The organism is Streptomyces sp. NPDC005423, from assembly GCF_040606415.1.
GTDB lineage: Bacteria > Actinomycetota > Actinomycetes > Streptomycetales > Streptomycetaceae > Streptomyces.
Genome location: NZ_JBEXET010000022.1, coordinates 99204 through 123255, shown reverse-complemented (window position 1 = coordinate 123255; position 24052 = coordinate 99204). Strand labels below are relative to the sequence as shown.

The 24052-nt window shown below is 72.2% G+C and carries 22 protein-coding genes and 3 pseudogenes; 17 read left to right on the top strand and 8 right to left on the bottom strand.

Features of this window, described 5'->3' with window-relative positions; genetic code table 11:
- Positions 1–62: 62 nt before the first annotated feature.
- The 3 genes and pseudogenes from ABZT12_RS23175 to ABZT12_RS23165 all read left to right on the top strand — a co-directional run.
- Positions 63–509 (top strand): ATP-binding protein, encoded by a 447-nt coding sequence (locus ABZT12_RS23175; RefSeq protein WP_356387708.1) that lies wholly within the window; start codon positions 63–65, stop codon positions 507–509.
- A 60-nt stretch (positions 510–569) separates the two neighbouring features.
- Positions 570–755 (top strand): hypothetical protein, encoded by a 186-nt coding sequence (locus tag ABZT12_RS23170; RefSeq protein ID WP_356387705.1) that lies wholly within the window; start codon positions 570–572, stop codon positions 753–755.
- Positions 756–990: 235 nt separating this feature from the next.
- Positions 991–1662: pseudogene (locus ABZT12_RS23165) on the top strand (formate dehydrogenase); the annotation flags it as partial.
- Here the strand turns inward: ABZT12_RS23165 and ABZT12_RS23160 are convergent.
- Positions 1650–1763: pseudogene (locus tag ABZT12_RS23160) on the bottom strand (MBL fold metallo-hydrolase); the annotation flags it as partial. The pseudogenes ABZT12_RS23165 and ABZT12_RS23160 overlap by 13 nt on opposite strands.
- On the opposite strand from ABZT12_RS23160, the gene ABZT12_RS23155 reads away from it, so the two are divergent.
- Entirely contained in the window at positions 1713–1892 is a 180-nt protein-coding gene (locus tag ABZT12_RS23155; RefSeq protein WP_356387764.1) for a hypothetical protein, read from the top strand. The pseudogene ABZT12_RS23160 and the gene ABZT12_RS23155 overlap by 51 nt on opposite strands.
- A 1-nt stretch (position 1893) precedes the next feature.
- On the opposite strand, the gene ABZT12_RS23150 is transcribed toward ABZT12_RS23155, so the two are convergent.
- On the bottom strand, positions 1894–2226 hold the full coding sequence (locus ABZT12_RS23150) for a BTAD domain-containing putative transcriptional regulator (RefSeq protein ID WP_356387702.1): 333 nt from the start codon (positions 2224–2226) through the stop codon (positions 1894–1896).
- Between the two features lie 93 nt (positions 2227–2319).
- On the opposite strand from ABZT12_RS23150, the gene ABZT12_RS23145 reads away from it, so the two are divergent.
- The 5 genes from ABZT12_RS23145 to ABZT12_RS23125 all read left to right on the top strand — a co-directional run bounded on the left by ABZT12_RS23145 (position 2320) and on the right by ABZT12_RS23125 (position 10386).
- The gene (locus ABZT12_RS23145; protein ID WP_356387699.1) at positions 2320–3537 is read left to right on the top strand and encodes an STAS domain-containing protein; all 1218 of its coding nucleotides are present in this window, start codon (positions 2320–2322) and stop codon (positions 3535–3537) included.
- A gap of 457 nt (positions 3538–3994) precedes the next feature.
- On the top strand, positions 3995–5182 hold the full coding sequence (locus ABZT12_RS23140; protein ID WP_356387696.1) for a glutamate--cysteine ligase: 1188 nt from the start codon (positions 3995–3997) through the stop codon (positions 5180–5182).
- Between the two features lie 186 nt (positions 5183–5368).
- Positions 5369–7153, top strand: coding sequence for an N-acetylglutaminylglutamine amidotransferase (locus ABZT12_RS23135; protein WP_356387693.1), 1785 nt, complete (start codon positions 5369–5371; stop codon positions 7151–7153).
- Entirely contained in the window at positions 7126–9372 is a 2247-nt protein-coding gene (locus tag ABZT12_RS23130; RefSeq protein WP_356387690.1) for a prolyl oligopeptidase family serine peptidase, read from the top strand. The genes ABZT12_RS23135 and ABZT12_RS23130 overlap by 28 nt, the downstream gene beginning before the upstream one ends.
- A gap of 72 nt (positions 9373–9444) precedes the next feature.
- Positions 9445–10386, top strand: a complete 942-nt coding sequence (locus tag ABZT12_RS23125) for a Rieske 2Fe-2S domain-containing protein (protein ID WP_356387687.1) — start codon at positions 9445–9447, stop codon at positions 10384–10386.
- Between the two features lie 25 nt (positions 10387–10411).
- Here ABZT12_RS23125 and ABZT12_RS23120 read toward each other — a convergent pair whose 3' ends face one another.
- On the bottom strand, positions 10412–11041 hold the full coding sequence (locus ABZT12_RS23120; RefSeq protein WP_356387684.1) for a PP2C family protein-serine/threonine phosphatase: 630 nt from the start codon (positions 11039–11041) through the stop codon (positions 10412–10414).
- A gap of 34 nt (positions 11042–11075) precedes the next feature.
- On the opposite strand from ABZT12_RS23120, the gene ABZT12_RS23115 reads away from it, so the two are divergent.
- From ABZT12_RS23115 to ABZT12_RS23105, 3 genes are read left to right on the top strand one after another with little or no spacing between them, the layout of a single operon-like run.
- Positions 11076–12374, top strand: a complete 1299-nt coding sequence (locus tag ABZT12_RS23115) for a cytochrome P450 (RefSeq protein ID WP_356387681.1) — start codon at positions 11076–11078, stop codon at positions 12372–12374.
- 45 nt (positions 12375–12419) lie between these two features.
- Positions 12420–12620 (top strand): hypothetical protein, encoded by a 201-nt coding sequence (locus ABZT12_RS23110; protein WP_356387679.1) that lies wholly within the window; start codon positions 12420–12422, stop codon positions 12618–12620.
- Positions 12617–13306 (top strand): hemerythrin domain-containing protein, encoded by a 690-nt coding sequence (locus ABZT12_RS23105; RefSeq protein ID WP_356387676.1) that lies wholly within the window; start codon positions 12617–12619, stop codon positions 13304–13306. Before ABZT12_RS23110 ends, ABZT12_RS23105 begins: the two co-directional genes overlap by 4 nt.
- Positions 13307–13392: 86 nt before the next feature.
- Here ABZT12_RS23105 and ABZT12_RS23100 read toward each other — a convergent pair whose 3' ends face one another.
- Positions 13393–14334 (bottom strand): chlorophyllase, encoded by a 942-nt coding sequence (locus tag ABZT12_RS23100; protein ID WP_356387673.1) that lies wholly within the window; start codon positions 14332–14334, stop codon positions 13393–13395.
- 358 nt (positions 14335–14692) lie between these two features.
- On the opposite strand from ABZT12_RS23100, the gene ABZT12_RS23095 reads away from it, so the two are divergent.
- The 4 genes from ABZT12_RS23095 to ABZT12_RS23080 all read left to right on the top strand — a co-directional run bounded on the left by ABZT12_RS23095 (position 14693) and on the right by ABZT12_RS23080 (position 18341).
- Positions 14693–15424 carry a hypothetical protein gene (locus tag ABZT12_RS23095; RefSeq protein ID WP_356387670.1) on the top strand — a complete coding sequence of 244 codons (732 nt, stop codon included), beginning with the start codon at positions 14693–14695 and terminating at the stop codon, positions 15422–15424.
- A gap of 58 nt (positions 15425–15482) precedes the next feature.
- Positions 15483–16100: a class F sortase gene (locus ABZT12_RS23090; protein WP_356387667.1), complete on the top strand. Its 618-nt coding sequence runs from the start codon at positions 15483–15485 to the stop codon at positions 16098–16100.
- 273 nt (positions 16101–16373) lie between these two features.
- Positions 16374–16841: a DUF1877 family protein gene (locus ABZT12_RS23085; protein ID WP_356387664.1), complete on the top strand. Its 468-nt coding sequence runs from the start codon at positions 16374–16376 to the stop codon at positions 16839–16841.
- Between the two features lie 228 nt (positions 16842–17069).
- On the top strand, positions 17070–18341 hold the full coding sequence (locus ABZT12_RS23080; RefSeq protein WP_356387661.1) for a PQQ-binding-like beta-propeller repeat protein: 1272 nt from the start codon (positions 17070–17072) through the stop codon (positions 18339–18341).
- Positions 18342–18402: 61 nt separating this feature from the next.
- On the opposite strand, the gene ABZT12_RS23075 is transcribed toward ABZT12_RS23080, so the two are convergent.
- On the bottom strand, positions 18403–19389 hold the full coding sequence (locus ABZT12_RS23075; RefSeq protein WP_356387658.1) for a polysaccharide pyruvyl transferase family protein: 987 nt from the start codon (positions 19387–19389) through the stop codon (positions 18403–18405).
- Between the two features lie 193 nt (positions 19390–19582).
- On the opposite strand from ABZT12_RS23075, the gene ABZT12_RS23070 reads away from it, so the two are divergent.
- Positions 19583–19858, top strand: a complete 276-nt coding sequence (locus ABZT12_RS23070) for a WhiB family transcriptional regulator (RefSeq protein WP_356387655.1) — start codon at positions 19583–19585, stop codon at positions 19856–19858.
- Between the two features lie 206 nt (positions 19859–20064).
- Here ABZT12_RS23070 and ABZT12_RS23065 read toward each other — a convergent pair.
- The 3 genes and pseudogenes from ABZT12_RS23065 to ABZT12_RS23055 form a co-directional block, all read right to left on the bottom strand.
- Positions 20065–21138 (bottom strand): annotated as a pseudogene (locus ABZT12_RS23065) (arabinofuranosidase catalytic domain-containing protein); the annotation flags it as partial.
- 377 nt (positions 21139–21515) lie between these two features.
- Entirely contained in the window at positions 21516–21977 is a 462-nt protein-coding gene (locus ABZT12_RS23060) for a hypothetical protein (RefSeq protein WP_356387653.1), read from the bottom strand.
- Between the two features lie 275 nt (positions 21978–22252).
- Positions 22253–23791 carry a glycoside hydrolase family 43 protein gene (locus tag ABZT12_RS23055; protein WP_356387650.1) on the bottom strand — a complete coding sequence of 513 codons (1539 nt, stop codon included), beginning with the start codon at positions 23789–23791 and terminating at the stop codon, positions 22253–22255.
- Between the last annotated feature and the right edge of the window lie 261 nt (positions 23792–24052).

The window sequence follows — 24052 nt, the reverse complement described above, 5'->3', positions numbered from 1 at the left end:
TTCCCCCGACCGATGCCGGACGGGGCCGGGCGCCGCACGCCGCAGAACGAGAAAGGACCGCCGTGGAAGGCTCGTCGCTCCGGGCAGTGGGCTGGGCCCGCACCCTGCCGTTGGACTGCGAAGTGAAGGCAGCCCGTGACTGGACGCGGGAACATCTGAAGACGCTCGGGTGGACCACCACCGCTCCGCAGACCGTGGACGCCGTCCTGCTCACCGTCTCCGAGCTGGTGACCAACGCCTACCGGCACGCCCACAGCAGCGCCCAGCTGGTGATCACCTGTGACGACCACTGCCTGCATGTCTCCGTGCACGACAAGTCCGGTGACCTGCCCACTCCCCGCGAGGCCGACCCGGAGCGGCTCGGCGGGCGCGGCATGGTCCTCGTGGACGCGATGGCCGACACCTGGGAGTCGCGAGCCTGCCCGCACGGCAAGTCGGTGAGCGCCTGCTTCCACGCGCCCGACGCCCCGGCGCGGCCGGCCGACGGACCACCGTCGCGGCACCGATGACTGCCGGCCCCCGCTCGGGGCACCCGGCGGACAGCACTGTTCACCCCTTTCGGAGAGGTCATGACGGAGAAGACCGAGGAACTGAGGACGAGCCGGTTCTGCAAGGCGTGCGGCACCCCGGCCGGAGACAACAAGCTCTGCGAGCGCTGCGCGGCCGTCCTGGACGTGCCCGGCGACGCGGCGAGTCTGGTCGAGGACGAGGGCGCGGCCGTACGACGGGACTTCGAGGGGCGCGGCGGGCGCTGAGCCCCGAACCCCGGGCGGGCGGCCCGGCGCGGGCGGCCCAGGGCCGAGCGGGTGATTCTCCCCACCGGACGGGTCAGGCCGTACGACACCCGCCGAGCACGTCCTCGCCTCCCGCTGTTGAAGTGGGCCGCAGGACGACTGCTCGGGAGAGCCGGGTTGTCGAACCCCTTCCGCGGGACACCCGGGGCGGCGAACCGGTCCGGCCGGACCACCGCGCGGCTCAAAGGTACGGGCCATGGGCGTGCGCACATGGATCGAGGAGTGGCCGGTCTTCCGGCAGCTCACGGGTGACGACCCGCTGGGGCGTGGCGCCGCCGCCCGGTCCCGGCACAGCCGGAGCCTGCGGGCCCGTACCGAGACCGCGGACAAGGTGGTCAAGTCGGTCTGTCCCTACTGTGCCGTCGGCTGCGCGCAGGACGTGTACGTCAAGGACGACAAGATCGTGCAGATCGAGGGCGACCCCCACTCACCGGTCAGCCGCGGCCGGCTCTGCCCCAAGGGCTCCGCGTCGCTCCAGCTGACCACGGGCGAGGCACGGCGCTACGAGGTGCTCTACCGGCGCCCGCACGGCACCGACTGGGAGCCGCTGGACCTGGAGACGGCGATGGACATGGTCGCCGACCGGGTGGTGCGGACCCGGCGGGAGACCTGGCAGTGGGAGCAGGACGGCGCCCGGGTGAACCGCACGCTCGGCATCGCCAGCCTGGGCGGCGCGACGCTGGACAACGAGGAGAACTACCTCATCAAGAAGCTGTTCACCGGGCTCGGCATCGTCCAGGTGGAGAACCAGGCGCGGGTCTGCCACAGTTCCACCGTCGCCGGCCTCGGCACGTCCTTCGGCCGCGGCGGCGCCACCACCTTCCTCCAGGACCTGCAGAACTCGGACTGCGTCATCATCGAAGGTTCGGTCAGCCGGCGGGTGAGGAGTCCGTAGCCGAGGTAGGCGTACTGGCCGCGGTGCAGGAAGTTGGGATCGGTGAGCAGGGTGAGCCCGCCGTAGCGGAGCAGCAGCGTGGCGTCGCCGATGAAGTGCACATCGAGCGCGTCGTCGTCGGGTGTCGCGAAGTCCTGCGCCATGGCCGTGCCGTCCTCTCGGTGGGCGTCGGGCGGTGCGCCGCGCGCCTCGCCGACGGATGAGTCAGGGCGCGTCCGCGTCCAGCGGCCGGCCCAGGTAGGGCGCGAGCATGCGGCGGTATCCGGTGGAGGGGGAGCGGCCCAGTTCGTTGCGCAGCCTGCCGCGGTAGGACTCGAAGTGCCGTAGCGCTTCGGCCGTGTTGCCCTCCGCCAGGTGTACGGCGGTGACCTCGCGGTGCGCGCTCTCGCCTCTACCTGGCCGTCGGTCCGGGCCGTCAGCGGGTAACTGCCTTGCGCAGCACCGTTGTTGTGGCCCCCGCCCGCCGGTCCTGGCGGCGCCGACCCGGGCCCGGCGGTCCGCACCCCGCCACCGCCGCGACGTCCCCGCCGTATACATCCGTGGACAGGGGTGAAAAACGTCCCGCGCGGGGCACTTGCGTCTCGACCGCCGGGAGCCGGCGTACCGTCGAGGGTGGGAGCGAGGATGCGAGTGAAGGCGGCAATCGCCCTGGAGGCCGCCGCGCCGGGCCTGGCCACCGGACGGCTGGTGGTCGTGGAGCTCACCGGCGACGTGAACGACGAAGCCTGCGCGATCCTGGAGGCGGCGCTGGCCGCGCCGGGCCGGGCCGACCTGATCGTCGACATGGCACACGTCACCACGATGTCGGCGGCGGGGGCCGCCGTGACGGTCCGGTTCGCCGACCTATGCCGCGCCCAGGGACGGAGCGTGCGGCTCGCCGGCTGTTCACCCGTCGTGCTGCGCGCCCTGCGACGCGTCCGAGGCGGGGCGTCCGAGCTGGAGTGCCTGCCCTCGGTCCGGGCCGCGTTCGGCGACGTGCGGGACACCGCGCCGGCCGAGCCCGAACCCGGCCGGGGCGCCCTGCACTCCGCCGTCGCGGCGGCAGCGGGGGGATCGGGGGAGGGCTCCCGCCGCGCGCTGCTGAGCAAGCCGGTCATCGCGATGGCCCAGGGAATGCTCTGCGAACGCTACGACCTGGCCGAACCCGCCGAAGGAATGGCCCTGTTGAGCGCCGCCGCCCAGCGCTACCACCTCAAGCCGCGCTGGCTGGCCGCCGCCGTCACGCGAACTCCCCGTCCCCGGCACGGCAGTTCGGTGTGGTTCCCCGGCCGCCGCCGTACCGCGGCCCCGCACCTCACCTTCACCCGGGGAGCCGACGCCGACGCCCTCTCGCAGGCCGAGTTCCTGGACGCGCTGTGCGCCGCCGCCTGCGAGGCGACGGCGACCGACAAGGGTGACGTCCACCTGATCGATCCCGTCAGCGGGGCGCTGTGGCTGGAGTCGCAGCGCGGCTTCCCCGCGGAACTGTGGGACCACTTCGGCGTCGTCGACGGCGGCGGCACCGCCTGCGCGCTGGCCGCCCGCTCCGGACAGCGGGTCGTGGTCGACGACGTCGCCACCGACCCGGTCTACGAGGAAGAGGCCCGCGCCGTGCTGCTGGAGGGCGGCAGCCGCTCCCTGCAGAGCACACCCGTACTCGGCCCGGACGGCCTGCGGCACGCGGTCTTCTCCACCCACCACACGCGTCCGAACCGCGCCGCCACCCGGGCCGGGCTGGCGGCCCTGGACGAGATCGCCGTCCAGGCGGGAACCTGGTTGACCTGGTACCGGAGCACCCGCCTGCTCGACGCCCTCGAACACCTCCACCGACTGGGGCTGGCCGGGGAGCCGGAGACGGCGCTCCTGTGACGCCCGGCAGGTAGGTGTAGCGGCTGCCCTCCCGGGCACTTATGGCAGGCGGGCCGTCGCTTCCTCGATCACGAGCAGGCGTTCTCCAGCGGCCCGACCAGCTTCCGGCGGTGTCGTGCCGTGCGGGTACGGTTCGCCGGTCATCCGGTTCGGCCGCTCCGTCCGGGTACTGCGGGAACCCATGAGACGAACCAGCCGCGCGGCTTCACCCTGCGGGACGGCAAGGTGGTCCACGTCGGTCCCCGGGCGGCGATGCTCGATCCCGTCAGTCCGCCCGGGACCGTCCACCCCGGACGAGCACTCGTCGCCGCGGTGAACCAGGGCACGCGAAGATCACCAACGTCCTCAGGGGCGTAAACCACGCTCCGAGGGGCACCTGAGACGCACGAAGGGGTCGTCCGCGAGGCCCACCCCTTGAACGGGCAGACGCTCGGGCACACCCCAAGGAGTGACATACATGCGCATCGGAGTGGAGGAAGAGTTCCACGTCCTGGAGGTGGAGAGCGGACTGCTCGTACCCCGGGCGAACTCGATCCTGAGACGACTGCCTCGCCGGAACTTCACCACGGAGCTGCATCAGTCCACCGTGGAGTCGAACAGCGGCGTGCACATGTCCCTGCACGATCTGTACGCCGACCTCGCGGTGGCCCGGCAGCGTCTCGACGCCGCCGCCTCCTCGCAGGGGCTCGCCGTCCTGGCCGCGGGCACGGCACCACTGGCCCCCGGCGCGTCCGGACATCCCACGGCCGACGCGCGGTACCACCAGATGATCGAGGAGTACCGCCAGATCGCCGACGAGCAGCTCATCTGCGGTACCCAGGTGCATGTGGACATCCCCGACCGCGACACCGCGGTCCGCGTGATGTGCGCCGTCGCCCCCTGGCTGCCCGTCCTCCTGGCGATGTCCGCCAGCTCGCCGTTCTGGCAGGGCTCCGACACCGGCTACGCCAGCTGGCGCACCCTGATGTGGCAGCGCTGGCCCACCGCGGGCCCGGCCGGCTGCTTCACCAGCGGGGCCGACTACGACGCCTTCCTGGAGGAACTCGTCCAGTCCGGCGTCATCAGCGACGCCGGAATGATCTACTACGACGTCCGCCCCTCCGCGCACGTGCGGACCCTGGAGCTGCGCCTCTGCGACGCGTGCCCCCGCGTCGAGACCGTCGTCCTCATCGCCGGACTCTTCCGAGCCCTGGTGACGGACGCACGCGAGCGGCTCCGCAAGGGGACGGCCCCGGACTGCCAGGGCAAGCACGACTGGCTGCGCGGCGCCTCCTGGCGGGCCGCCCGGTCCGGTCTCGAAGGCACCCTGGTGGACCCCGAGACCCGGCAGGAGGCACCGGCCGCCGCGGTCGTCCGGCAGCTGCTCGGCCGCCTTCGCCCCGCGCTGGAAGCCCACGGCGACTGGCAGACGGTGAACTCGCTGGCGGAGGAGATCCTGGCCGACGGAAGCGCCGCCCGGCGCATGCGCCGAAGGGCCGAGGAAGAGGACCTGCGGTCCTGCGTCGACACCCTGATCGCGGAGACCCGAGGCGAACGCAACCTCCCCAGGCGCAGGTCCTTCGCCCGCGTGAACCTCGCCTCCCCGAAGGCCGTCGTGTCGGACGCGCCCTTCGGCCCCGGCGCGCCGGAGGTCGTCGGCCTCTGACGCCGACGCGCGCGAGAGCCGGAGCGGCCCCGCGCCCGACGGGCGGACCCGTCGGCCGCCGTGTCGCTCCGGCCGCCCGGCTCCAGAAAGGTTCCCCCATGTACGGCAAGAACCTCCCGGCCCGTGCTCGTCACGAGAGGGCCGCCCGGCGCACCCGCGGGCGCACACGGAAGGGGGCGTGAGGCCATGTGCGGTCTGAGCGGAGAGATCCGGTTCGACGGCCGGCGCCCCGACCTGGAGGCCGTCGGCCGCATGAGCGACCGGCTTGCGCCGAGAGGCCCCGACGGCGAGGGCGTCTGGACGCGGAACGCGGTGGCGCTGGGTCATCGACGGCTGAAGATTATCGACCTGTCGGAGCTCGGCGCACAGCCGATGACCGACCCCCACCACGGGATCACGGGCGTCTTCAACGGCTGCGTCTACAACTACCGTCAGCTGCGCGAGGAGCTGCGCGGCCTCGGGCACCGCTTCGAGTCGACGTCGGACACCGAAGTCGTACTGAAGGCCTACCAGCAGTGGGGGACCGCCTGCGTACGGCACTTCCACGGCATGTTCGCCTTCGCTCTGGTCGAACACCGCACGGGCCGGGTGGTCCTGGGCCGCGACCGCCTCGGCATCAAACCCCTGTACCTGGCGCGGACACCCGGCCGGCTCCGCTTCGCCTCCTCGCTGCCCGCGCTGCTCGCCGCCGGTGACGTCGACACCTCGCTGGACCCGTACGCCGTCCACCAGTACCTCAGCTGGCACGCCACCGTCGCCGCCCCACGCACCGTCCTCAACGGCGTGCGCAAACTGCCGCCCGCCACGGTCCGCGTCATCGAGCCGGACGGCACCCACCGGGACGAACGCTACTGGCAGCCGTCGTACACCCGGCGGCCCGGAGACGACGGCATGAGCGCCGACGAATGGCGGGACGCGGTGCTCGACGCACTGCGCACGGCCGTCCGCCGGCGGATGGTCGCCGATGTTCCGGTGGGCGTGCTGCTCTCCGGCGGCCTCGACTCCAGCCTGATCGTCGGGCTGCTGGCCGACGAGGGCCAGCGCGATCTGATGACCTTCAGCGTCGGCTTCGAGTCGGTGGGCGGCGAGGCGGGCGACGAGTTCCACTACTCGGACCTGATCGCCCGCGAGTTCGGCACCGACCACCGGCAGCTGATGGTCCCCTCCGACCGGTTGTCCATGGCCCTGGACGGCGCCGTCGCGGCGATGAGCGAGCCGATGATCAGCCATGACGTCGCCGCCTTCTACCTCCTGTCGGAGCTGGTCTCCAAGGACGTGAAGGTGGTGCAGAGCGGCCAGGGCGCCGACGAGGTCTTCGCGGGCTACCACTGGTACCCCGACCTGGCCGGCGTCCCGCGCGCCGAGGAGCCGGAGCGGTACGCGGCGACGTACTTCGACCGCTCGCACGCCGACCTCGCCCGGATCCTCCAGCCCCACATGCTGCCCGGCCACGACGTCTCGGGCCGCTTCGTCACGGAACACATGGCCACCCCCGGCGCGGAGACCGCCCTGGACGCGGCGCTCCGCCTCGACACCCACGTGATGCTCGTCGACGACCCGGTGAAGCGCGTGGACAACATGACCATGGCCTGGGGGCTGGAGGCCCGGGTGCCGTTCCTCGACCACGAACTCGTGGAGCTGGCCGCGGCCTGCCCGCCGGAACTCAAACTCGCCGACGGAGGCAAGGGCGTACTCAAGAGCGCCGGGCGCAAACTGCTGCCCGCCGAGGTGGTGGACCGGCCCAAGGGCTACTTCCCGGTCCCGGCCATCAAGCACATGGCGGGCCCGATCCTCGACCGGGTGCAGCAGGCACTGGCGGCGCCGGAGGCGAAGCGGCGCGGACTGTTCCAGGAGTCGTACGTCGCCGAACTCCTCGCCGCACCCGACGACCACCGCACCAAGCGCGGAGCCAACGCCCTGTGGCAGGTGGCTCTCCTGGAGATATGGCTCCAGACGCACGGGATCAAGTGACCGGGGACCGCGGCGGCGCCGCCGCGGAGGAGCTCGCCCGGTTCCCCACCCGCCCCGGAGCCGAGGCGACGGGCCGCGCGCCACACGCTCCGCGATGGCCGCGCGACGGCTCCCCGGACCCCGGCGCCCCCGCCGGCTCCACCGGCCCGGCCATGGTGCCACTGCCCGACACGGCCGGAGCGCGCGACGCGGTGACCCGGCTGCACGCGTACGGCTGCTGGTATCCCAGCGCCGACCCCGACGGCACCCAGGTGGCCTTCATCTGCGACCGGGGTGGCGTCCCCCAGCTGTGGGCCGGCCCCGTGAACGGGGAGGGAGTACGGCTGCTCGACTCCGCACCCGACCCCGTCACCGAGGTGTCGTGGTCACCCGACGGCCGCTGGATCGCCTACACCACGGCGCCCGGCGGCGGCGAGCACGCCCGAGTGCTGTGCGTCCGGCCCGACGGCACCGGCCGCCGTCTCCTCGCGGGAGGCGGTACGGCCGGCGCCGCCCACCTGGGCTGCTGGGCGCACGATGGCTCGGTCCTCGCCGTCACCGTCGCCTCCCCCGCCCTCGACACCGACGGCCGGCCCGCCGTGCCCGAGCCGGACGAAAGCGCCCCCACCGGCCGTCCGGGCACCCTGCGCTGGCTGGACGGCAAGGCCGGCGGCCACGGCGACGCGACCCCACTCGACGTGGCCGCCCGACCCGGCGAACCCGGGCCGGTCCGGGCGTCGGGCGGCGCCACCGTGCTCCGCGCGCCCTCGGCCCGGCCCGCCGCCGGCCTCTCGGCCTACCTCGTCGACCCCGACGGCGCGTCGGCGCCCGTACTGCTCGCCGCCGAAACGCACGCCGCCACCCTGCGGGTCTGCGACCTCAGCCCCGACGGACGGCTCGCCCTGCTGCGCCGGGGTCCGCGAGGACGCCGTGAGGCGGTCGTGCGGCGCACGGCCGACTCCACCGTGACGTTCTCGATGCCGGTCGCCGACGGTGATCCGTGGATCGGCCGCTTCTCTCCCGACGGCCGCACCCTGTGGCTGCGCAGCAACGCCGACCGCGAGTACGCGGCACTGCTCGCCGTCGCCTTCGACGCCCACGGCCGGCAGCGCGCCCTGACGGTCGCGGCGGAACGCGACGACCAGGACCTCGAACTGCTGTCGATGGCCCAGGACGGCCGCACGGCGGTCCTGGCCTGGAACGCCCAGGGCGCCACCGAACTCGAACTCGTCGAGACCTTCCCGGCACCCCCGGCCCCCGACCGGGCCGGACCCGCCAGGCCGGTCGCCCTGCCCCACGAGGTCGTCACCCGCGTCGCCGCGGCCGGTTCGGGGCGCCTGCTGATCGGGCTCTCCGGCTCACAACGGCGCCCCGGAATCTGGTGGGCCCACGAGGGCGTGTCCCTGCTGCGCACACCGTGGTCCTCGCGCGACGAGGACGCCGTACCCCCGGGCCGCCCGCCCGTGCGCCCCGCGGCCCTCCGCTTCACGGCCCGCGACGGCCTGCCCCTGAGCGGCTGGTACTACCGGGCGCCGGGCCGCGCGGCCGTCGAACCCGCGCCCTGCGTACTCCACCTGCACGGCGGCCCCGAAGAGCAGGAACGCCCCGTGCTCGCCCCGCTCTACCACGAGCTGCTGGGCCGCGGGCTGGACGTCTTCGCCCCCGACGTCCGCGGCTCCTCGGGACACGGGAAGTCCTTCGTCGACGCCGACCTGGGCACCGGCCGGTTCGCCGCCATCGACGACGTCGCGGACTGCGCGGGCCACGCCGTGGCGGCCGGCCTCGCCGACCCGACCCGGCTGGCCGTCATGGGCCGCTCCTACGGCGGCTACCTGGTCTTCGCCTCCCTGGTCTGGCACCCGGAACTGTTCCGCACCGGGGTCGCCGTCTGCGGCATGTCCGACCTGCCGGCCTTCTTCGCCGGTACCGAACCCTGGATCGCGGAATCGGCGGTCCACAAATACGGCCACCCCGAACGCGACCGCGACCTGCTGCGCGCGCTCTCCCCGATGAACCGCGTCGACGCGCTGCGGGTCCCGGTCCTGGCCGTCCACGGCGAACACGACACCAACGTACGGCCGGCCGAATCCGAACGTTTCGTACGGGCCGCACGCGAGCGCGGTGTCCCCGCCGAACTGCTCACTCTGCGCGACGAGGGCCACGACTTCCTGCGCGCGGACAACCGACGGTTGTTCCGCCGCTCAGCAGCCGACTGGCTGGAGCGCCACCTCCTGCGCTGAGCCGGCACCGGAACCGCGGCCCGACGGCCGGCGGACCGTTTGCGAGGCCGGCCGCGGGGGACCCGGGTGACCATGAGCCCACGACAAGATCTCCCACGCGAGCGGCGGAACCGGGTCCTGTGGCTGCTGGACCGGCTGGAACGCGAACCGCGCGCCGACGCACTGATCGACACCCTCCAGTCCGGCGTACGGTCCCTGCCGCTGGGCCGTGCGAAGGACGTACTGCACGGCAGATGGCTGGGGCACCCGGTGCACCCCCTGATGGTGCAGGTACCGCTCGGCACCTGGCTCTCGGCGGCCGTGCTCGACCTGTGGCCCGGGCGGTCGCGCGAGGCGGGAGTGCTGGTCGGTGTCGGCCTGGCCGCGGCCGTGCCCGCCGCCCTGAGCGGTGCGACCGACTGGGCGGAACTCCACCCCCAGCAGATGCGCGTCGGCCTGGTCCACGCCGCGGCCAACACGCTGGCGGTCGGCCTGTACACGGCCTCGCTCGGCTGCCGGGTCACCGGCCGCACGAAGGCGGGCCGGGCGTTCGGCTTCCTCGGGATGACGGCGGTCGGGGTCGGCGGCATGCTGGGCGGTCACATGGCGTACCGGCAGGCCGCCGGAGCCAACCACACCGAAGAGGTGCCGCACGTCGTGTCCGAGGGCTGGCACCCGATCGGAACGGTCGACGAGTTCCCGGCCGGCGTGGCCGTGCGACGCAGCGTGGACGACGTACCGCTCGTGGTGGTCCGCGAACTCGGCGGGACGATCCACGTCCTGGCCGACCGGTGCAGTCACCTGGCCGGGCCCCTGTCCGAAGGCAAGGTCGCCGACGGCTGCGTGGAGTGCCCGTGGCACGGCAGCGTCTTCCGCCTGTCGGACGGCTGGAACGTACGCGGTCCCGCCACCGCGCCCCAGCCCGCGTTCGACACCCGCGTCACCGACGGCCGCGTCGAGGTGCGCCTGCCGACGGACGGGGCGGACGACCCGGACGGGACGACCGGCACGGGGGACCGGCCGCCGAGCGAGTAGGCCTGTCACCGAACGTGATGGCCTGTCACGGCGTCAACCTGTCCTGGTGGGCGCCGCGCCACTCGGTGGGCAGCACGGTGGCGTCGTCGTCGAGCTGGCCGTCGTGGTGGCGCAGCACGGCCGCCATGAGTCGTCGCAGCGTCTCGTGCAGCGTGTGCCGGCCAAAGTGGTGGCGCCGGATGAAGTCGATGAACCGGTCCCGGCCGAACTCCCTGCCCCGCGCGTCGCGGGCCTCGACCACGCCATCGGTGTAGAGCAACAGGCGGTCACCGGGCTCCAGTTGCTCGGTACACTCGGTGACGCGCAGGCCCAGGTCGCCGCCCATGGGGCCGGACGGGGAGCAGGCCAGTTCGGTGGTCCAGCGATTGCCGCGCAGCAGGATGGGCGGGTGATGCCCACGGTTGACCCAGGTCAGTCGCCCTGTCTCCAGGTCCAGGTCGGCCAGGATGCCGGTGACGAAGCGGCTGGGCCCGAGATGCCCGATCAGGGTCTCCTCCACCCGTCGGCTGGTCCCCATGAGGGACGCGCCCTGGCGGCGGTGGTTGCGGCAGGCGGCCACCGCGAGATTGGCGGTGATGCCGGCGGTGGCCCGACCGGGCGCGAAGCCCCTCAACTCGCGCAACGCGCACTCGTCGATACGCGGACGCGGGAACATGCGTGCACGTCGCCAAACCGGGGACCCGGTCGCCATGGACGCACACAGCGGACCCCTTGCGGACAACTCCCTGCCCCTCCTGACCGAGGGGTACGCCTGGCTGCCCAACCGCATGCGCCGGTGCCCGGACAGGGTCGTGCGCACCCGGCTCCTGGGCCGCCCCGCCCTGGCCGTGCGCGGCCCGGACGCGGTGCGGTTCTTCTACGACGAACAGAACGTCCTCCGCCACGGCGCGATCCCCGAACCGGTCATCGGCACCCTCTTCGGCCAGGGAGCCGTCCACACCCTCGACGGTGCGGCTCACCGGGCGCGCAAGGCCTTCTTCCTCCCGCTGATGGACGTGGACCCGATCGCCGGCCTGGTCGAACAGGTCGCGGGCGCGTGGGCCGAGCGGGTACCCGTCTGGGCGGCCGGCGAGCGCGTCGTGCTCTTCAGCGCGGTGAGCGTCGTACTCACCCGCGGGGTCTGCGCCTGGGCCGGCGTACCACTGGACGAGGCCGACGCCGAGCCGATGGCCCGCGACCTGGTCGCCATGGTCGACGGGTTCGCCACCCTCGGCCCGCGCCACTGGCGCGCCCGGCGGGCCCGCGGCAGGCAGGAGGACCGGCTGGCGCTCCTTGTGGAGGACGTGCGTTCCGGCCGCACAGCGGCTCCGCGGGACTCGGTGCTCGACCGCGTGACCAGGCATCGCGACGCCGACGGCAGCCTGCTCGACGCCAGGACGGCCGCCGTGGAACTGCTCAACGTCATCCGCCCCACAGTCGCCGTGACCTGGTTCGCCGCGTTCTCCGCGCACGCCATGCACCGGTGGCCCGTCAACCGGGAGCGGCTGCGCACCGACGACGCGACCTTCGCCGCCGCGTTCGTGCACGAGGTACGCCGCTTCTATCCGTTCGCCCCGTTCCTCGGCGGCCTGGCCGCCCGCGACCTGTCCTGGCGCGGCGAGACGCTCCCGGCCGGCGGCATGGTCCTGCTGGACGTCTACGGCCAGAACCATGACGCGGAGCTGTGGGGTGACCCGTACGCCTTCCGTCCGCAGCGGTTCCTCGACCGCCCCGTCGAGCGCGACGAGCTGATCCCCCAGGGCGGCGGCGTACCGCAGACCGGCCACAGGTGTCCCGGGGAGGGTCTCACCATCGGGCTGCTGGAGGCACTGGCCGTACGGCTGGCGCGGCTGGAATACAGGGTGCCGCCGCAGGATCTGAGTATCCCGCTCGGGCGTGTACCGACGCGACCGCGCAGCGGCTTCGTCCTGAGCGACGTACGGGAGACGGCCGACTCCATCCCCGCGACAACGGCCACCGCCACCACCACGGCGACCGCGCACCGGTGAGGGCCGCCCCCGGCCCGACCGCAGCAGACAGAGGAGTTGAGCGACATGACGAACCCGCGTGAGCACGAGACGTCCCTGCTGGAAGAGGTCACCGGCGAGCGGGACGTCCATCCGGAGGAGGACGCCACGCGAGACCAGGAGCGGCCCCGGACGTCCGACAGCGAGGGTCAGCAGGACACACAGTCCGCGCACGACGCCGCGTCCGCGTCCTCGTCCTCGGAGGAGCGAGAGAAGGGAGGCGCATGACCACGTCGATCGCGGACCAGCATGCCGCCGCGCTGGGCGGTGGCGGCAGCATCCTGGTGCGACAGCGACGCGATCACGCGGAGCTCGACCGGTTGATGAACCGCTTCCTCGCCGCCGATACACGGCAGCCGGAACGCGACGCTGCCTGGCAGGACATCGTGCAACTGGTGTTCAGCCACGCCTTCGCGGAGGAGGCCGTCCTCTGGCCCGTTCTGCGACGGATCTCGTCCGACGGCGAGCAGCTCACCGGGCAGGTCGAAGAGGAACACCAGGCGATCAACGAGCTGGTCGCCCGGATCGAGAAGACCTCTCCGGACGATTCCCGGCACGTGGAGTGGACCGAGCAGGCCTTCTCGCTCATCCGTGAGGACATCCGCGACGAGGAGGACGCGCTGCTGCCCCGCATGCGCGAGGCCCTGAGCGACCGTCAGTTGAGGCTGGTCGGCGCCGTCTGGGAGGCGGTGCGGATCAGCGCCCCCACCCATCCGCACCCCGGTGTCTCACGCCGTCCGCCCGGCAACGCCCTGAGCGGACTCCCGCTCAGCGCCTTCGACCGCCTCCGCGACCTGGCCCCCTTCGCCAGTCCCCGCGCGCGCCGCGTCGGCGTGGCCGTCACCGGGGTACTCGCGGCGGCGGGCACCTTCGTTCTCGTACTCCGTGCGGCACGTCGAGGAGCCACCGGCTGAGCACACGCCTTCTGCGCGCCGGCCACCGCGTGTCCCGTCGGCGCACAGCCGAAGCCGGGGAACGCTGAACTCCCTTGTGGATCGGCCTACTTGCTCTCCAGCTTCCCCAGCGGGTCGGGGCTCTGCTCCAGCTCCGTGGCCGCCGCCTTCCAACTGGTGTCATCGGCCTGGAAGGCGTCCCGCAGGAAGGCAGAGCTGAGTCGCTGGATGAGTGCGACACGCGCGGGGTTCTCGTCCGTCGTCTCGGTGGCCGAGTATCCGGTGATGCCTCCGAGCGAGTGCTCCGCCCCGAACAGCGTGAGCAGGCTCTTGTCCCCGGGGCTGTAGGTGTAGGGGTCGGTGAACCAGTCCGGCCCGCGCGTGGAGAGCATCGACTGGTCGTGGTCGCCCGCGACGATGAGAGCCGGCGGAGTCATGGTGTCGAAGGACGGCTTCATGAAGGGGAAGTGTTCTTCGGCGAAGGGGCTGAGGGCGTCGCCGAGGCCGGTCAGGGCGAGCAGGACACCCGCGCCGACTCGGCTGTCGGACAGGTCCTCACCGGGGACGCCGTCGGAGTCCAGGACGCGCGCGCCCAGCAGCGCGCTCGCGGTCTGGGCGCCCCAGGAGTGGCCGGCCACCGCGATGTGGTCGCGGTCGAGCCGCCCGCGCAGACCGGGCACGGAGGCTTCCAGCACGTGGAGTCCGTCGAGAACGCGCGTGAGGTCCTCGATGCGGATCCGCCAGATCCGCGGGGTGCGGGGGTCCTCGGCGGGAATGCCCAGGGTCCGGGAGTCGAGGTGGGTGGGCTGGAGGACGACGAAGCCCTGAGCGGCCCAGAAGTCCACCAGGGGAGCGTAGTCGTTCATCGAGCAACCGAAGCCGTGCGAGAAGACGATGACGGGCAGCCCGCTGCCGGTCGCCGGGGCGGAGACGCGGACCTGGAGGTCCTCGCCGCGGCCCGGTGCGGCCAGCACGACCGGCCGCGCGGACACCACCATGGTGGGCGCGCCGGCGCTCTCTTGTGCTTGTGCGGCTGTGGAGTGGGACATGGAGGTGCCTTTCACGCGGCTTCGAAGGATTCAAAGGGCTCGGTCGTTTCGGTTCGTGCGGCGCGGAGGCCGACGCGACGAAACGGAACCTCGCTCCGCTTACGATACGGAACGCAGTTCCGTTTCGCAACGCGCGATGGCCGCATCCGGTGACCGGAGGGTCGGGGGCGGTCTGCGGCTTGATTCCGGGCCCGGCGTGCCGGACTCGTCCGCGGCGGGATGTGCGGCCGGCCGTGGGCTGTTCGAGGTATATCCGTTCGCTTCGCCCGTGTCTCTCAGCAATTTCTGACGATTCGTGACATTGATTACGTGCTTGGCCGATAAGTACGAAAATCATCCCGGCTCGAAGGAGTTCCGCATGACCATCTCCTCGTCCCTCCGCTCCCGCGGCGTCCGTGGGGGCGCTGCGGTGGCCGTCGCCGTCATCGGCGTCACCCTCGCCGGAGGGGGAGCCGCTCACGCCGCCCCCGGCGACAGCGGCGACATCGACATCCGCTCGATCGACTGGCACTCGCGCGGCGGCGACGGTGTCGAGGTCTGTGAGTTCGTCCTCGCCGCCAGCAACTTCGAGTCGCTCCCGGCGGTTCCGTGGACGATCACCGCGCAGCCCCCGACGGTTCCGCCCGGTGACACGCTGCAGAGCACGCTGCCGCTGATCAACGGCGCGGCGCGCAGCGCGAAGTACCTGCTGCCGCAGGGCACGTACCAACTGGTGTGGACCACCCCGTCGGGCCCCAAGCAGAAGAGGTTCCTGGTCGACTGCCACCGGCAGGCCCATCACCACCGGGAGTCGGCGGAGACCGGCCCGGGCAGGGATTCCCAGGCCAACGGCGAGCACCGCCGGGACTCCGAGTCCCAGGCCAACGGCGAGCACCGTAGGGACTCCACGGAGATCGCCCCGAGCCGGGAGTACCAGCCCACCGGCGCGGTCCCGGCGGGCGGCGGCGGTGTCCCGGAGATGCAGAACGTCAGCTCCGAAAGTCACTCGAACATCGGCCCCGCCGCCGCGCTGACCGCAGGCGGGGTCGGCATCGCGGCGCTGGTCATGGCCCGCCGGATCGCGCGCCGCCGTGCCCGCAACGAGGCGTGACGCAGCAAGCCGGCGGCCCAGACGACGACGGGGACCCAGTCGTGCGTGCCGTTTGTCGATGACGTTGTGCGCGACCTTCTCGCTGGTGGCCGGCGTCGTCTGGGCGAGTTCGGACTCGTCCGAAGGCCCGTCGGCCACCGCTGTCCGCAGCGCCGACGCCGCGGGGGGCGGCGTCCGGCCGTCCCGCCAGGTCACCCACGCACCGCTGGCCCGCTCCCGGCCGGTGAAGGTCACCATTCCCGCGATCTTCATCGAGGCCCCGGTCATCGGCCTGGACCTCGACGGGAAAAGGCAGTTGGGCGCTCCGCCGCTGAACAGGCCGAAGGTGGTGGGCTGGTTCCGTAACGGCTCGTCACCCGGTGAGAAGGGAACCTCCCTGCTCGTCGGCCATCGCGACACGAGGACCGGACCGGCGATCTTCCTCAACCTCAACGCCCTGCACCGGGGCGATACGGTGCAGGTCACCCGGGCCGACCAGACGGTCGCCGTCTTCACGGTCGACGAGGTGGAGAAGTACGCGAAGGACAAGTTCCCGAACGACAAGGTGTACGGCACCTCCGGCCGCCCCGAGCTCCGCCTCATGACGTGCGGCGGAAGCTTCGACAAGAAGCACGGCTACTCGGCCAACGTCGTGGTCTTCGCCCACCTCTCCTCGCTCAAGAAAGGCGTGGCCTGAGCACGAACGGTGATGCGCGAGCGGCCGGCACCTCAGAGACGAGGCAACCGGCCGCCCGGCGAACCCAAGACGAGCCCGCACACCTCGGCCCCGCCCGTGACGGCCACCGTCCGCGGGCCACACGCTGCGGGATGCCCCTCCGCGACCCGCCGGACCCCGCTGGTCGCTCCCAGGCACCGCGGGCGCGGCGGAGTCTGTCGGCGCCACGGTCCAGACTCCCGATCACGAGTCCGGGTCCGGGTCCGGGTCCGTGGAGAGAAAGCCCTTGCGTCCATGAGCGTCCACCTGCATTTTCGAGCCGCTCCCGCAGAGGCGATCGTCGAGGACCATGCCTGGCTGACGCGGTTCATGCTCGCGGCCTGGGAGCGGCACAGCGAAGAGTTCGACGCCGGCATCGCGACCTCGATCAACAAGGACTTCGACCATGTGCACCTCCTCTACACCGGTGCATCGGAAGGCGCCTGCGGGGAGCCCGACTCCCTCCCGATCGAGGGCGGTCACGTGGTCCGCGACCCCACCGACGCCAACCCGCCCTTCCTGATCCTCGGCCCGGCCCAAGTCCGTGCGACGGCGGCTTTCCTCCGGACGGTCTCCTTCGACACACGCTGGAACGTCGGCGTCCCCGAACTCTCCTCGGCGATCCCCGCATGGAACGAAGCGCGGGAGCGAAACCTCTACCGCGACTACCATCATGACCTGCGCGACTTCTACCAGACGGCGGCTTCCGCCGACAAGCGGTGATCAAGGGCCTCTGGCTCTGACGACCCGGCACCCGACCGAGGAGCAACGCCGCTCGCGAGCCTCCGGGCGCCGGGCCGACATCAGAAGCGCCGACGGCGGACGCGGTTCCGCCGAGTCGAAGGTGGAGCGGCCTCTGTCGCCTCTGCCTTGTGTCTCCGGCAGCGGGGCGGGAAGATCACTGCGCCGCCGGATCACGAGGGACAGGCGGCCGGGCGGTGGGGGAGTGCTGTGACAAAGACGACGCGTCTGCTGGGGGAACCCGACCCGGCGGCGAGACGCCAGGTGATGGCGGTGCTGGTGACCCTCGTGGTCGTCATGTCGGTGGGCCGGGCGATCCAGTGGTACACGGAACGGGACGTGGTCACCGGCAGCCGAGGTCCCTTCCCCGCGGCCCTGGGGACCGAGGCTCCGATCGCGCCGTCCCGTGTCGCACACCATCCCCAGCGCCCGGCTGCGCTCGTCCACGGCCTGTTCATCGACCCTACGGGCTCCGGCGTACGCGCCCTGAACTACCGTACGGGCAAAGAGTATTGGCGCTACGAGCGGCACGACGAGGGCGCCGACGATCCCGCCGTCGAGGCATCGGCCGACACGGTGGTGGCCTGGTTCGGCGACGGCACACTGGTCGGCATCGACCTGCGCACGGGGAACGTGCGGTGGCGTGCGGACTCCGCGCCCGACGGCTTCCAGCAGGTGCACGTGGGCGCGGGCCGGGTCGTCGCACAGAGCCCCGGCGGTGTCACCGCCTTCTCGGAGCGCAGCGGGGCGGAACTGTGGCAGCTCAAGCCTCCCCGGTCCTGCGGGGACCCCACACCCTGGACCGTCGTCGATCTGCCCCAGCACCTGACCGCGGTCGAACTCGGCTGCGCGTCCCCGGACGATCAGGACGGCGTAGTGGTCGGTGTCGACAACCGCACGGGCACCCAGCTGTGGAAACGCGGCGTGCGGCAGGAGCTCCACCGGGCCGACGACCACACACTGGTCGCCGTCGCCCCGCACACCTCGGGCGAGCGGGGAGAGAAGGACCGCGTCCAAGTGCTGGACGTCGACCGGAAGGGCGCCACCGTGCGCACCGCATTCACCAGCGGCTCCTGGTCCCCGGACGACGCGGGAGACGGCGTCATCGTCTCCAGCGCGAACCCCGGGGCGCCGGAAAGCGGGGACGCCACCGTCCTGACCGGCTACGACACCCGGGTCGGCAAGCGGGTCTGGGAGCGCCGGGTCCTGGCCGGCTGTTCGTTCGGCACGGCCAAGCTCGCCGACGGCCGGGTCTACGTCGTCCAGAACGCGACGATCCCCGGGGGGAACACCGGCCGGGTGCTCGATGCCGACCTGCTGGTCCTGGACGGCCGCAGCGGACGCCTGCTGCACACGCTGCGTCTGCCGGACCTGACGGTGCCACGCGACGTCGACCTGCCCGACCTCTCGGTCCACCGGGTGAGTGACGGCGTCGTCGACCTCGGGTGGCCCGAGGCCGACGACGTACTCACGGTGACCTGAACGCGGGAATCCGGGTGCCCGTGTTTTCGGCGGGACCGGCGCAGGGCACGCGCAGAGGGTGTCACCGACCTGGACCGGCTGGGCGAGACAGTCTCTTTCGGCCGCCCCGCCACTCAGGGACCGGACCGGTCAAGGAGGCCGTCCGCAGGCTGCTGCTGGACTGACCGTCCACCCGCATGGTCCGGGCGCGGCGTGCCGCGGCGGCTGTGCCGTCCGTCGAGAGGGCCCAAACCCACCAGCGGTCCAGGAGGGCCGGTGAGAGTCGTTCGGCGCCGAGGAGCGCGGGCCAGCGCAGGACGTGTGCCTGGGCCGACACCTTGGCACCGCCGCGTACCGGATCGACGGCGATGACCGGCGTGCCGGCCCGCAGGGCGAGCACCAGGCCGTGCAGCCGTGTGGTCACCACCAGGTCGAACCCGCCGACCAGAGCCATGAACTGGTCCGCCGTGGCGCAGAGCCGCCAGTCGTCCACGGCCAGCCGGGTGTCGGTCTCCACCCGGGCGCAGTCCTTCTCCCCGATCCAGCCGGTCACCGCCGCTGCCACCTCGCCGTGGCGGCGCCGGGTGCCGTACTCGCCCCGGCCGTACGTCAGTGCCGGACCGACCACCGGCGGGACCGCCCCGAGATCCAGGCTGGGCACGATCCCGCGGCCGTCCCGCGCGAGCACCTGGTCGAAGCCCGTGACAGCGGGGTCGGCAGGGTCGACGACGCTGACACCCACGGCGATCCGACGGCACCGCGCGAACCGGGTGTGCAGGTCGGTGAGCTGTCTCCCGTGCAGCGGCCCGCACGCGAAGACAAAGGTGTCGTACTCCGCGGGCTCGGCCGCCTCCAGCGAAAGGCTCTCGGGGCGGAAGTGGGGACGCCAGGCGGTGTCGTGGGCCAGGCCCGCCCGGGTGAGCGACGCGGACACCTGGCGCTCGGCCAGCGCGTCCCCCGCGGTCACCTCCCCGTCGACGAAACTGAACCAGCCCGTCAGCAGAGTGCGGCCGGGGCGCTTCTCCCGCGCTCCGAGAGCCTTTGTCAGTACGGCGGAGAGATCGGGCATGTTCCCGCTGCTTTCTTCGGTCCGGGCGACCCACTTCTCCCGTGGCCCGCGTGGAGGGGTACCCCATCGGGCGCGAGCAAAAGAATCCGAGCCGCCTCCTCCCGAGGTGTTGGCGCGGTGCGCTTCTCGTGTGCCGCGCCGTGGGTACTCGCGAGGCGCGGCCCCGGCGGGGTGCGAGTGGAGGGAGGCGGGCATGGAGTGGATCGAGCGCGCGGCCTGCGTGGGAGAGGACCCGGAGCTGTTCTTCCCGGTGGGAAGAAGCGGGCCCGCGCTGCGGGATGTCCGTGAGGCGAAAGCGGTGTGCGCAGGCTGTCCGGTCGTGGCCGAGTGCCTGTCCTGGGCCGTGGCCACCGGCCAGACGAACGGGGTGTGGGGCGGTCTGACGGAAGTTGAGCGGGCCGAACTGTGCCGCGCCCGGAGCGCGTTGGGCGCGGGGCGGGCGCGGCTCGATGACGGGGGAGGCCCCTGACCGTCCGGATCGGGCACGCGCTGGGGCACGCGCCCCGGCGCGGTCGGACAGGACCGGTTCCGGGCACCGTCTCGCAGCCGTCGGCCCCGAACGGGCCGTCCGTGCGCAGGAGTTACGGCGGCACCCGGTCCGGCGGATCGCGGCCCGTACATGAAGAGCCGCGATCCGCCGGGGAGTTGCTGTGACCGGCCCGGCTTCTACTTGCCGTATCCCGCCGCCGTGATGTTCGCCTGTACGGCGTTCTCGGTGGCGTCCGACGGATAACCGGACGTCATCACACCCTCGTAGAAGGTGCCGGTCGCCCCGTGGCTGTTGTCGCCGCCGATGCCGAGGATGATGGCTCCTTCCTTCTTCATCGGGTTGTAGCCCGAGACGTTGGGGCGGACGCCGTTGTAGAAGGTGGACAGGCCACCGGACTGGGCGTTGCCGCCGCGGATGGCCCAGGTGTTGGCGCCGCCCTTGATGACGGCGGTGAGGTAACGGGAGCTGATCGACGGATCGTTGGCGTTGTAGTGCTGGTTGACACCGGAGAACAGTCCGTTCTCGAGGTCGGCCATGATCCAGGGGCCGTTGCCCGAGCCGTAGCCCCAGACCTTGATGTTGCCGAAGTAGATCGCCTCCATCGTGCCGTTGCCGTTGTCCCGGCTGTTGGTCTCGGCGTTGCCGTAGTCGAAGCAGCAGCCGCCGTTGTAGTGCGTGCCGTCGAGGACGGCGTACATCCCTTCCGGCTGGTCGCCCTTGGCGACACCGTTGGTGGCGTTGTTCCGGTAGCCGGTGCCGGCGGCCACGTAGACGCCGTACGCCTTGTGACCTGCGACCGTGGTGGGCGCGGCGGTCGCGTTGGCGAGGTTGTCGTAGCCGCCCGCGGCCGGGCCCGAGAAGCCGCCGGGCGGTGCCTGGGTGAGACGGTTGTTGCGGCCGGACTGGTCGTAGATGACGGTGATGACGCAGTTGGTGCCGGAACAGAACGAGTCCTGGGTGGCGGCGTTGGCGGCCCCGCCCGCGCTGAGCACACCGATGTCCCGGGTGGCGTTGTCCGAGGAGCGGCGGACCTGGTACAGCGGGCCGTTGTAGGAGGAGTACAGGGCGCGGGTCGTGCTGTGCGCGGCGACGCAGGGGGTGCCGCCCGCGGCGTAGAGGTCACAGGGCTGCGAGGTGGCGGCGGCCGCGGCGGGCGCGCCGGGAGCGGTGCCGGTGAGCAGGCCGACGCTGAGCGCGGCGGCCGCTCCGGTGGCGAGCAGCGTGGTTCGCAGGAGCCGGGGCCGTGGGGTGCCGGACATGGATGAACTCCCTTGCAGGTGGGGGGTGTTGTCGAGACCGTGGCGTCGGAGGAGCCAGGACCGTGCTGGGCGGAACGGTTGGGTGAGGACGGGCGGAGCGGGTGCGCACGCGGACAGCTTTGGAATGACGTGCGCATGACAGTTGAGGGCATGCGGAACTCCGGGCGTGGGACCGTCATCGGCTTGTCACCGGCTTCGGTGCAGGCCGGTCTCCGACCTTGCTGTCCGAAATTCCGAACGCCACTCGGGGTGTCGGACACTCTGGATGATAGGAATCCCACCGCGATCGTCAATGCCTGCCGCGCGATTTGCGCAATCCGGGCCGGGGAGCGCCTACCGGACAGGGCGGCCGAGAGGACGGGAGGGGGAGGTGTCGGTCACTCCGGTGGCTCGTCCCCGCTGCCCGGCCGGGCCGTGTGGTCGGGATGGCCGGTGGTGCGTCGCGCCTCTTTCATCCGAGCCTCGTGCAGATGCCTGCGGCCGGCGGCCAGCTCATGGACGGCTTCCTGTTCCAGCGAAGTGAACGGCTGATGGTAAGTGGTGTCGTACGCCTCGATGATCTGGAAGGTCCAGTGCCCAGGTATGACGTTGCGGCCCACCAGTTCCGACTGCACTTTGTCGGCCCACTCGGGGTGGCCCGCTTCCCGCAGCAATTCGACCGCTCGTTCCACTTGGAAGTCCGCCGTGCCGGTCAGCTGATGAAAGCTGTAGAGGTGGCCTCGGGCCCGTTCGGTGGTCTCCAGTGCCTTCGAGAGCGCCCCCAGCGCCTGCACGGTCTCCTCGCTGACACCGTCCGGGCGCTGGTGGGCTCCGTCCGGTCCGTGGGGATTGCTGTCCATGGCTCTCTCCGTGTGCGACGTCGGTGAGAAGTGCCGGTCCCGAATCCGGTACCGATGCCCGGCGAGTGCCCAGTCGGAGGCGCGCTTATCACGTGAAGTGCGCATCCGGTGGGCCCCCGCCCCCGAGCCGGGCGAGACGTACGACAAGAGCGTCACCATCACCAATACCGGCACCGAGGCCGCGCACGACGCGGGGGTGACCGGCGTACCCGTGGGAGCACCTCCGCTGCCACAGGGTGCTGCCGGTGGCAAGAACCTCGTCGTCCTGGTGTCCGTCAGCTGGCCCGCAGTTCGAACCAGTCGAAGGCGGCGCTGCCCCGGGTGGCGTACATACCGAAGACGCGGCCGGTGAAGCCGCCGGCGACCTCGGTGGTCAGGTAGCGCCCGTCGAGTTCGGCGAGGATCTCGAAGTCGCCGTCCTCCGTCTCGTACCCCAGGCGGAGGGTGTCGGGACCGCCCACCCGGAGGCCGGAGGCGGGGTCCCGCTCCGGGTCCGTGCTGCGGGCGGTGACCGTGGGCGGCAGGACGTCGGAGGTCGTGACGTCGATCCGCAGGGTCAACGGGCCGTCCCCTACGGCTCGTTCGGCGAGCGCGTGACACAGCGGGCCGATCCGCGCGATCGCGCGGACCGTACCGTCGGCCACCTCGACCTCGTAGTGGTGCGCCTCGTCCAGCCGTACCGCGATCCCGCCCCGGCCGCCGTCGGCGACGTCGGCCAGCGCGCGTGCGACGCAGTCGGGGTCGCGCTGACGCCGCCCGACGAAGAGCGCGCCCGGTCTGTCCAGACTCTCCGCGCGGGCATGCAGCACCAGGTGGCCGGGGCGCTCGTCGAGGCGGACGGCCTCGGGGTCCTGCCGCCGCGGTGTCACCCAGTCGAGGGCGAGAGCGGGGGAGTCGAAGTCGTCACGGTCCGCCTCCCGAGGCCAGGGGTGCGGTGTCAACTCGGGTGCTGTGGCCCGCAGGTCGAGCGGACCGGGCAGTGGCCACCCGTCCTCCCAGCGCACCGGAACCAGGAACGTCTCCCGGCCCATGCCGTGGTACATCGGTGTGTCGCCGCGGGGCCTGGTGCCCAGCAGGACCATCCACCAGGTGCCGTCGTGCGCCTGCACCAGGTCGCCGTGGCCGGTGTTCTGCACCGGATGGCCGGTACTGCGGTGGGACAGCACCGGATTGGCCGGGTGCGGTTCGAACGGCCCCGGCAGGGTGCGGGCCCGGGCGAGGGACAACGCGTGGCCGCGTTCGGTGCCGCCCTCGGAGAGCAGCAGGTACCACCACTCGCCGACCCGGTACAGGTGTGGGCCCTCGGGATACTGCAGTCCGCTCCCGGACCACATCGGCACCGGCTCGCCCAGCAGTTCGCCGGTGTTCGGGTCGATGCGCACGGCGCGGATCCCGTCCGCCGAGAAGACGCACCAGCAGGTGCCGTCCTCCTCCCAGGAGAGGGAGGGGTCGATACCGGGGATGTCGATCGGCAGCGGTTCCGACCACGGCCCGGCGGGATCCTCGGCCGTCACCAGGATGTTGCCCGCCCCGGCGACCACGGTCGTGATCAGCCAGAACCGGCCGTCGTGGTGGCGCAGCGTGGGCGCGTACACGCCGGTCGAGGACGGCGCCGTGTCGGGCAGCGCCAGCTGCGAGGGCCGGTCCAGCGCGTGCCCGATCAGCCGCCAGTGCACGAGGTCTCGGCTGTGCCGGATCGGCACACCGGGTACGTACTCGAAGCTGGAGGTGGCCACGTAGTAGTCGTCACCGACGCGGCAGATGCTCGGGTCCGGGCTGAAACCGGGGATGACGGGATTGTCGAAGTACGCCATGTCCGTCCTGGCAGTCGATGGCAGTCGGCGGCGACCGGGCGCGGCACCGTGGAAGCGGGCCGCGTGACCTGGTTCGTTGAAGCGCTTCGACCGTCGCATGCGAGTGCCTGACCTGTCAACGGATGGTGCGGGAGCGGGCCTTGGTGCACAACGCAACCCGCCCCAAGGACATGACTTCCTCACTGCCCGCTCCTCGTGACCCGCAGGATCGTCGCGGTGTCAGCCGCGAACATCGAAGCGCTTCAACCCCAGCAGGCGACC